This is a genomic window from Acinetobacter sp. RF14B (assembly GCF_006864105.1).
In the GTDB taxonomy this organism is placed as follows: Bacteria; Pseudomonadota; Gammaproteobacteria; order Pseudomonadales; family Moraxellaceae; genus Acinetobacter; species Acinetobacter lwoffii_C.
Window position 1 is genome coordinate 1 of sequence record NZ_SMTB01000099.1, and the last position, 8,229, is coordinate 8,229.

An 8,229-nucleotide genomic window follows, 5' to 3' on the forward strand; every position below is an offset into this window, starting at 1 on the left:
CTATGTTACGCTTTCTTTGTAGAAAGTCAACCAGTAAATCCGATTATTTTTAAACTCATTCAAGACACCTAAACTCAACACCTTGTGCTAAATCCTTGTTTCCTAACAAGTTTTAATCTTCATCACTACCGATGGATGTGCATTCTACAGCATTTCAGAAGGCTTGCAACACCTATTTTGAATTTTTCTCAAAATAACATCTCAACTGGTTATTTATTCCACAAAAACCCCATTTTCTCTATTTCTTGATTAAAAAAGGCACAGGATTAGCCAGGTTAGCTAATAGTTTTTCTGCCTTATCTTTTTCCTGAAAGCGTAAAGGTCGGCAATCCACATACTCTATATAGCCGCTATCGCCTTTTTCAGTCTGCTCATTTATTTTTACCTGATAATGAAAACTGCCCACATAGCCCGCTGCCATGCCAAATTTAAAATCACCGCGACTTTGACCCTGCACCCAGATCTGGTTTCCCCGATCATCTGCATAGCACCACTCAAACTCTCGTGGCAAATACATCTTTTGTCCATTTGGCGTTTTGACACTCGGGTAGACACGATGCACTTTAAAATAAACCTTTTGGTCAAACAGCCAGGTTTGCATACGATTCAAATCACGTAGATAGATTCTCGACTGTACAATCTGATTCAGGCTATTACGGATCTGAGCCAGCAATAGCTGCCGATTATTACTTAGATTAATCATCTGATAGCTAAAAAAAGCCAGAGGAAGATAAGGAAAATTAAAACTGCGGGCGTATTCAAAACTTCCGAGACTTTCAATTGTATATTTCTGATCTTTATAGGTCACAGTACCCTGACAATGACACACTAATGACCAATGATCTGCCAGTGAAAATCGCATCTGGGTAAAGTGGGACACCAGATCAGTGGTATGAATGCTGAGATCAAAACTCAGTTCGGCATCAGAGCGTTGGAGTTGAAAGTGTGGAAAGTATCCGGTCAACTTTTCCCGATCCAAAAATTGAAACATGCCCGATGAAAATTTACAGTCCTGTTGAATTGAATAGCTCTGTAACTGTCCCACCATGTGAGGACTTGAACTGCAAATGACTGTCGCAGTATCTAGCGCAGTGGTCTGGATCGCACTGGGATTCGCCAGCATCGGTGCATTGGGCTGTCCGATAATGCTGAGAAAACTGAGATAATGCAGGGGGGCGGGTAGACCAGGAATTATCAATCCCTGATGAATGATTTTGTATCTTGAGGTTGGGCCATGATAAGCCAGATGCTTCGACGAAACAGTCGGAGTCTGATTCAGCTGTTTCGAACGATCTAAAAAATCTTGAAGAAACTGCATATCAGACTCCTTAATCTTTTTATAATACGTGCTGTCTTTTTGCCATGAAAGTGGTAACAAAGCCAGATAAGGCATAAATGATAGAAATCACTAAAATGCCGACCGGAATATTATAAGTCATCGCAGCAAAGATAAAGACGGCGATTGGTAACACAAAGAACGGGACACGTTTACGCTCTACAGTCTTAAATGAATAGTATTTGATATTGGAAATCATCAATAAACCGCTACCAATAATCACTATTGCATTTAATATTTGTATGGATAGCTCTCGGGTATCGAAGATTTCAGGAAAATCCAGCCCGACCCAAACCATTGAAACAATCATGATCGCTGCCAAAGGACTGGCCACACCAATAAAGTAACGTTTATCGACCACACCAATCTGCACATTAAAACGCGCTAAACGAAAAGCCGCACAAGCCGTATAAACAAAACAGGCTGCCAGACCGATGCGACCAAGATCACTCAGTCCCCAGCTATACATTAAAATGGCTGGTGCCACCCCAAAGGCCAGCATATCTGACAGTGAGTCAAACTGTTCACCAAACGGACTTTGCGCGCCGATTGCACGTGCAACACGCCCATCCAGACCATCAAACAAAGCGGCCAGAAAAATGGCATAAATGGCTTGCTGAAACTCGCCATTCATACTGGCAATAATGGAATAAAAGCCTGATAACAACGCAGCGGTTGTTATCAGATTTGGCCACAGATAGATCCCTCGACGTTTAACTTTCTGCCCTTCCTGGGTATGCTCTTCTTCTTCCACCTCGAAGGTAATCCCATCAAAAGGCAAGTCTAATGAAGAATCGCTTTCCGGTTTGCTTGTATTTGTCATATTTGTCGATCCTAACTATGACCATTTTCTGAAAAAATTATTCACCGACCAACCAGCGTACCGCAGCATGGCCGCCATTTTCCTGCATACGTAAATGCGGAAATAACCACTGTAATGCTTCATCTGCATCTTCAGAGAATTTCCAAGGCGGGTTAATGACCAAGAGACCACAACCATTCAGGCCAACTGGAGTATCGTCTGGCCAGACACAGAGTTCGCAAATTAACTGACGGCGAATACCGGTCTTAAACATTTTCTTTTCAAAACGTTCGATCATGGCACGGTCTTTAATTGGATACCAAACCGCTAACACACCTGTCGGCCATTTTTTATAAGCCGCTGCAATCAGTTCAACCAATTGCGGGAAATCTTTACGCTCTTGTTCATAAGGCGGGTCAATCATGACCAGACCGCGTTTTTCCTTAGGGGGAATGACCGCAAGTAATCCTTCATAGGCATCCCGCTCATGCAAGCCTGCGCGTTTGTCAAAAATATTCTGACGAAGCTGCTGAAATACATCACGCTGCATTTCAAAAATAGTGGCTTTATCAATTTCGCGCATGCCTTCCAGAGCAAACCACGGCGAACCCGGATACGCTCCTTTGCCAAAGTTTTCACGCATTTTTTCAACAACTTTTAAATATTGCTGAACCCCTTGCGGTGCATTACGCTTGATTGAATCGTCCAGCTTGACCAGACGATGAATACCGTTTAAGAACTCACCTGATTTTTGTGCCTCAGAGGTCGATAAATCATACTTACCCGCACCACCATGTGTATCTACATAGCGATATGGTTTATCTTTTGCATTCAGTCGAGCCAACAGCTGAAGCAGTAGTACGTGCTTCATGACATCGGCAAAGTTACCCGCGTGGTAATGGTGACGGTAATTCATGTTTCATTATTTCCTCATATCAACAACCATTTTAACATGAAAAATAGTTTCGTTCAGATCGGATTCTTCCCCTAGAATAACTGAACATTTTTTCCCCTTTTCACAGGTTTATTTTATGGATGCTGCTCATTTCCCAAAGTCCTGGTCTATTGACCAAATTCTTGATGATTTGAATCAACAGGGTTTTAGTCTGATCGATCATGCTTATGATGCAAGCTATATTAAACAGTTGATGGCTGAGTGTCGTAGCAATCTGGCTTATTTCCGTGATGCTGCCATTCAAAATGGGGTGGTCAGCAACATTCGTAGTGACCGGATTTTATGGCTGAATGAAAATCTCAGCATTTCTCACCAGCATGTACAAAACCTGCTGGCTTTGGGCCAGATTTTCAACCGGGTCTTTTATTTGGGAATCAAGGAAGTGGAAGCACATTTTTCCTGTTATGAAGCAGGAGAGTTTTATGCCTTACATCGCGATAATCCAAAAGGCAAAAATGGCAGAATGATTTCCGCAGTGTATTATTTGCATGATCAATGGCAAGAGGATTGGGGCGGAGAATTACGCTTGCAGGATAAACACGAGGTATGGCATACCATTCGTCCTGAACCAAATCGTCTTGCCCTGTTTCAGAGTGATATTTTGCATGAGGTTTTAGAGGCCAAACATCAGCGTCTGTCCATTACAGCCTGGCTACGTAGTGATGCGGCCGTGCTTTAAATTTTAAGTTCTGGCCTCATATCAGCATTATTGAGAATTAAGGATGGCATGCATGCGATTAAACAGCCAGCAGATTATTGAACGTCTAGGTGAAACTGACCAGTTGTATTTACAAGGCAATACGCCAGAATTAGCGCTTGAACGTGCCGATCTTCGCTTGCAACTGGTGAGCTTAAGCCAGTTCTATCAGGAACAGGTTCATTTTCTGCAAGAAGCGGTTGTACTGCTCGAACAAGGACGAGTTGAATTTGAGGAGATGCCGCTACGCCTGTATATCAATCTCTCTTTGCATTTGGCCAAGGCGTATATGATTTTCTTTGAACTCACCAAAGAGCCCCGTTATGCCCTGATTACCCAGCAAATCCTAAAACCCATGACCCATTATGAGCATGGTGAGATTTATTTCTTCCTGGCTTATGCCTCTGTCAGCAAAAATGAGCCGGCATTAACCCGGCACTGGTTAAAAAAATACAGCACGAGCTCCGAATTTGATCTGGGATTATTACAGCAGCATCCCGCCTTTGAAGCGTACCGATCCCTAGAATGGTTCGAAAAATTGCTCAAAAGTAAAATGCACTAAACTCGCTTTAATCTTTCTTTTGAAAAAGCGCCTGAGATCAGGCGCTTTTTCATTGAATCCTAAATGCTTTTAAAGCCTGTATCAGGCAAGTTGACGGCGATAAGCATCCATGTGCAACTGCTGATTGAGTTCATCCACCCAAATCGCCCAGTCATCATCCTGCACCAGATGACTAATTAATAAAGAACGCTGTGATTTATTCCAAAACGGCGCATCATGCAGAGAAATATGTGCAGGCAGTTGATGCGTACGTATATACAATTCGATAGCAGCCGGACTATTGGCCAGGCCGAGTTGTGAAAACAACAACTCTAAAGATGGGGTCCTTCCGAGCATCTCGTCCTCCTTATATTTATCAGAGAAACTGTCATTAATTATAGATCTAACTTATAAGACAATCGAAAAAAAACCTAGTCAATTGACTAGGTTTGTTGTGTCTTTTTGTACGTTATGGGGCTTATTCTGCTGCTTTGTCACTTTCCACATGAAGCAACTGATTTAACTTGTCAATAATGACAATCCATTCATCATCCTGATGCCAGTGTTCACGTAAAAAGGCACTCTGTCCTTCGCTCCAGAATTCGGCATCTGGCAAAGCCACTTTAGCATCTAACTGATGATCTTTAGCAAATTGCTCAATTGAAGCTTCATCTGACGGTAAACCAAGTTGTTCAAAAAGTAGTTCCAGCGTGACCTGTTGTTCCATAAGCATAAACAAACTCCATTATTCAACTTATCAGTAAGTTAGATGATTAAAATGTTAATATCAAAAACTTTAGTTTGATTTGCCACTGGGCAAGCTACAGGAGCCTGAGCCCACGGCTTCAGTATGTAACTGCTCATTTAGCACATCTACCCATATGGCCCAGTCATCATCTTTCTTCCAGTGACTGATTAAAAAGTCATGTTGTGACTTACTCCAAAATGGTGCTTTGTGTAGCGGTACATCCATACCAATTTGATGGGTATTAATAAATTCATCTATCGCTTCAGGACTGGAATCCAGTCCCAATTGCTCAAAAAAAAGTTCGAAGGTTGAGCGTTGTTCTAACATCTGTATGACCTCCCCCTTTTGAATTATAATCTTGTATCTACCTTAGCCTGCCTATACAACAAACTCAGTTGTCTCTCCTTCACAGGATGTTATTTTTTGTTCAATAAAAAAGCACCCTAACCAGAGTGCCTTTCTTTTAATTTAATTAAAAAGTTAAATTATTTAAGCATGTCAGCCACTGCTGCGCGCTCTTCTTCAAGCTCGTTCAGTGTAACGTTGATACGCTCACGGCTGAACTCGTCGATTTCAAGACCTTGAACGATTTTGTATTCACCGTTTTCAATGGTTACAGGGAAACCGAACATTACACCTTCAGGGATACCGTAAGAACCGTCAGAAGGGATACCCATAGTTACCCATTTGCCGTTAGTGCCAAGCGCCCAGTCACGCATATGGTCGATTGCAGCATTTGCAGCAGAAGCAGCAGAAGACAGACCACGTGCTTCGATGATCGCAGCACCACGTTTACCAACAGTTGGAAGGAATACGTCTTTGTTCCACTCAGCATCGTTGATTTTGTCTTTTAAGCTTTCACCGTTTACATTTGCAAAACGGTAGTCAGCATACATTGTTGGAGAGTGGTTACCCCAAACCGTCATGTTTTCGATGTCAGAAACTGCAACACCCGCTTTTTGAGCAAGTTGAGTCAAGGCACGGTTGTGGTCAAGACGCAACATTGCTGTGAAGTTTTTCGCTGGAAGGTCTGGAGCAGATTTCATAGCGATGTAAGCATTCGTGTTCGCAGGGTTACCTACAACCAGAACTTTAACGTCACGGCTTGCAACTTCGTTTAGTGCTTGACCTTGACCAATGAAGATTTCGCCGTTGACTTTAAGCAAGTCAGCACGTTCCATACCAGGACCACGTGGACGAGAACCTACCAACAATGCATAGTCAGCATCTTTGAATGCAACTTTAGGATCATCAGTACCGATCATGCCTGCCAATAATGGGAAAGCACAGTCATCAAGTTCCATCATTACGCCTTTCAGCGCTTGTTGAGCTTTCTCAACAGGAATTTCTAATAATTGAAGAATAACTGGTTGGTCTTTACCCAACATTTCACCGCTAGCGATACGGAATAAAAGGCTGTAACCAATTTGACCAGCAGCGCCAGTAACGGCAACGCGAACAGGTTGCTTCATGTAATTATCTCCAGTTGAGAGGATAGTTAATGCGATTAAATAGCTGTTCTATCTAATCTTAATAATCATAAACGGCAAAGATTGTACTCCAATCCTTGTCTAGATGCATGTAAAAGGGAATGGATTTCAACAAAAGTCTGATAGGAAATATAAATTAAATCCGCAGAAAAGCTCAGTATATACCTTTAATTGTCACCACAGCCGGGCATGTATTCAACAGATTGGCCGGACAAGCCTTATAACTGCCCCTGCTGTTATAACAGACTTTAAGTGAAGTCAGCATACTGTTAGGGCGCGTAGAAACACAGTGAAACCGGATAGCCGTCGACGGCAATTGTGGATTGATTCTCAGAAACTTTCTGCGCAGCGCATCCAGGGCGATTGTCTGGCTTTCCTGCTCAGTCAGCTCTTCAGGTACTTTCAGACGGTCGGCATAATTAATGATGGTCCGAAAGTACTGACTGGCATTCATCGGTACGCAGCCCCCAATACTGCGCCACAAGCCAGCCCGGGTACTTTCATCAGGCATAATTCGTGCTACCACCTTGGCCTGTAAGGGCGAAAGTGTGGCAGAACTGTTGGTATTACACGAGGTACTGGTGGTTTGCGGATAAAGACCCGAAATATTCAACGAATAGCCTTCTAGGCATTTTCTTTTTTTCGAATACTCCGGATACAAATAACACATCGCCGGTACCATTTGCACTTCCATGATATAGCCGGTGGGCTCTGCAAGGGCAAGGGGACTCGTGGCTAAACCGAGTAGTACCACCCCTCCACCACAAATTCGGGCATCCATTTTTCCTTTTTTGAACACAATTACTTTATCCCTTCAGATATTTTGAATTATTGAGTACTTCGTAAAGGTATCGCCTGCATTCTTTTTCCGATCGACTGTGCACCCTGCCCTAATAAAATGCCGTAATACGTCGCATTCGTCATAACATGTTTCACATAATCTCGTGTTTCAAGCAAAGGAATAGACTCTGTATATTGGTCTGCTGCAATACTCTGAAATTCCGGCTGCCAGCGGCGTGCGCGGTTTGGACCGGCATTATAGCCTGCGGTTGCCAGCACTGGACTTTGGCTTAATTGACGCTGAATTGTTGATAAATAGAAGGTTCCATAACGGATATTGGTATTCATATCGGTTAACGCAGCCGGATTATACGCTTCTCCCATTTGGCGCGCGACCAGCTTGGCCGTATCCGGCATGATCTGCATTAAGCCGCCTGCCCCGACATGGGAACGTGCCACTGTATTGAAACGACTTTCCTGACGCATCAGGCCATAAGCCCAGGCTGGATCCAGACTCACTGTACGACTATGGCTCACCACATAGTTCTGGTACGGCATTGGATAGCGATAGGTATAATTATGCTTCTTGACAGTACGATCAGCAGCATAAATGGCACGATCATGCCACCCCATGTCATGCGCACGTTTTGCTGCGGCCAAAAGCAGGTCATCATCATGCTTGAGATAAGCCTGGCGCACTGCCCAGTTCCATTCACGGTTAATATAATTTGCTGGTGCATCAATATCGCGCAAGGCAAAAGCACGACGGAAATGTACATCCTGATTTAAGCGCTGCATGGCCTGATTCGACGGTTGGGTAGCGTTTGGCGCTCCTGCTACGACTTGCCCCAAACGATCCCGTGCCAGCAGATTATGATAG

11 protein-coding genes are annotated in these 8,229 nt (G+C 43.4%); 2 read left to right on the forward strand and 9 right to left on the reverse strand.

Translation table 11 applies throughout. From position 1 onward, the window contains the following. Nucleotides 1-238: 238 nt before the first annotated feature. Genes E2K52_RS12235 through E2K52_RS12245 form a run of 3 tightly spaced genes read right to left on the reverse strand, consistent with a single transcriptional unit; the run spans nt 239 to nt 3,054 of the window. On the reverse strand, nt 239-1,318 hold the full coding sequence (locus E2K52_RS12235) for a DUF6670 family protein (protein ID WP_151205351.1): 1,080 nt from the start codon (nt 1,316-1,318) through the stop codon (nt 239-241). A gap of 19 nt (nt 1,319-1,337) precedes the next feature. Continuing rightward, entirely contained in the window at nt 1,338-2,159 is an 822-nt protein-coding gene (gene pssA, locus E2K52_RS12240; RefSeq protein WP_151205352.1) for a CDP-diacylglycerol--serine O-phosphatidyltransferase, read from the reverse strand. A 37-nt stretch (nt 2,160-2,196) separates the two neighbouring features. Then, nucleotides 2,197-3,054 (reverse strand): 23S rRNA (adenine(2030)-N(6))-methyltransferase RlmJ, encoded by an 858-nt coding sequence (locus tag E2K52_RS12245; protein WP_151205353.1) that lies wholly within the window; start codon nt 3,052-3,054, stop codon nt 2,197-2,199. A gap of 115 nt (nt 3,055-3,169) precedes the next feature. Between E2K52_RS12245 and E2K52_RS12250 the strand changes: the two genes are divergently transcribed. Continuing rightward, nucleotides 3,170-3,772: a 2OG-Fe(II) oxygenase gene (locus E2K52_RS12250; RefSeq protein ID WP_151205354.1), complete on the forward strand. Its 603-nt coding sequence runs from the start codon at nt 3,170-3,172 to the stop codon at nt 3,770-3,772. A 52-nt stretch (nt 3,773-3,824) separates the two neighbouring features. After that, nucleotides 3,825-4,352, forward strand: a complete 528-nt coding sequence (locus E2K52_RS12255) for a hypothetical protein (RefSeq protein ID WP_151205355.1) — start codon at nt 3,825-3,827, stop codon at nt 4,350-4,352. Nucleotides 4,353-4,433: 81 nt separating this feature from the next. On the opposite strand, the gene E2K52_RS12260 is transcribed toward E2K52_RS12255, so the two are convergent. The 6 genes from E2K52_RS12260 to E2K52_RS12285 all read right to left on the reverse strand — a co-directional run. Next, nucleotides 4,434-4,688, reverse strand: a complete 255-nt coding sequence (locus E2K52_RS12260; RefSeq protein ID WP_151205356.1) for a DUF2789 family protein — start codon at nt 4,686-4,688, stop codon at nt 4,434-4,436. 121 nt (nt 4,689-4,809) lie between these two features. Next, nucleotides 4,810-5,064: a DUF2789 family protein gene (locus E2K52_RS12265; RefSeq protein WP_151205357.1), complete on the reverse strand. Its 255-nt coding sequence runs from the start codon at nt 5,062-5,064 to the stop codon at nt 4,810-4,812. 63 nt (nt 5,065-5,127) lie between these two features. Next, nucleotides 5,128-5,406 (reverse strand): DUF2789 family protein, encoded by a 279-nt coding sequence (locus E2K52_RS12270; RefSeq protein WP_151205358.1) that lies wholly within the window; start codon nt 5,404-5,406, stop codon nt 5,128-5,130. Nucleotides 5,407-5,564: 158 nt separating this feature from the next. Then, nucleotides 5,565-6,551 (reverse strand): malate dehydrogenase, encoded by a 987-nt coding sequence (locus E2K52_RS12275; protein ID WP_151205359.1) that lies wholly within the window; start codon nt 6,549-6,551, stop codon nt 5,565-5,567. Between the two features lie 172 nt (nt 6,552-6,723). After that, nucleotides 6,724-7,350 (reverse strand): ribonuclease I, encoded by a 627-nt coding sequence (locus E2K52_RS12280; RefSeq protein ID WP_151205361.1) that lies wholly within the window; start codon nt 7,348-7,350, stop codon nt 6,724-6,726. A gap of 47 nt (nt 7,351-7,397) precedes the next feature. Continuing rightward, the coding region (locus E2K52_RS12285) for a transglycosylase SLT domain-containing protein (protein WP_151205360.1) at nt 7,398-8,229 on the reverse strand (832 nt) is incomplete at its 5' end.

Excerpts from the sequence above, each read along its gene's own strand:
- E2K52_RS12270 (WP_151205358.1), bottom strand. The coding sequence starts at position 5,406 with ATGTTAGAACAACGCTCAACCTTCGAACTTTTTTTTGAGCAATTGGGA.
- E2K52_RS12275 (WP_151205359.1), bottom strand. The coding sequence starts at position 6,551 with ATGAAGCAACCTGTTCGCGTTGCCGTTACTGGCGCTGCTGGTCAAATT.
- E2K52_RS12255 (WP_151205355.1), top strand. The coding sequence starts at position 3,825 with ATGCGATTAAACAGCCAGCAGATTATTGAACGTCTAGGTGAAACTGAC.
- E2K52_RS12245 (WP_151205353.1), bottom strand. The coding sequence starts at position 3,054 with ATGAATTACCGTCACCATTACCACGCGGGTAACTTTGCCGATGTCATG.
- E2K52_RS12235 (WP_151205351.1), bottom strand. The coding sequence starts at position 1,318 with ATGCAGTTTCTTCAAGATTTTTTAGATCGTTCGAAACAGCTGAATCAG.
- E2K52_RS12280 (WP_151205361.1), bottom strand. The coding sequence starts at position 7,350 with ATGGATGCCCGAATTTGTGGTGGAGGGGTGGTACTACTCGGTTTAGCC.
- pssA (WP_151205352.1), bottom strand. The coding sequence starts at position 2,159 with ATGACAAATACAAGCAAACCGGAAAGCGATTCTTCATTAGACTTGCCT.
- E2K52_RS12265 (WP_151205357.1), bottom strand. The coding sequence starts at position 5,064 with ATGCTTATGGAACAACAGGTCACGCTGGAACTACTTTTTGAACAACTT.
- E2K52_RS12250 (WP_151205354.1), top strand. The coding sequence starts at position 3,170 with ATGGATGCTGCTCATTTCCCAAAGTCCTGGTCTATTGACCAAATTCTT.
- E2K52_RS12260 (WP_151205356.1), bottom strand. The coding sequence starts at position 4,688 with ATGCTCGGAAGGACCCCATCTTTAGAGTTGTTGTTTTCACAACTCGGC.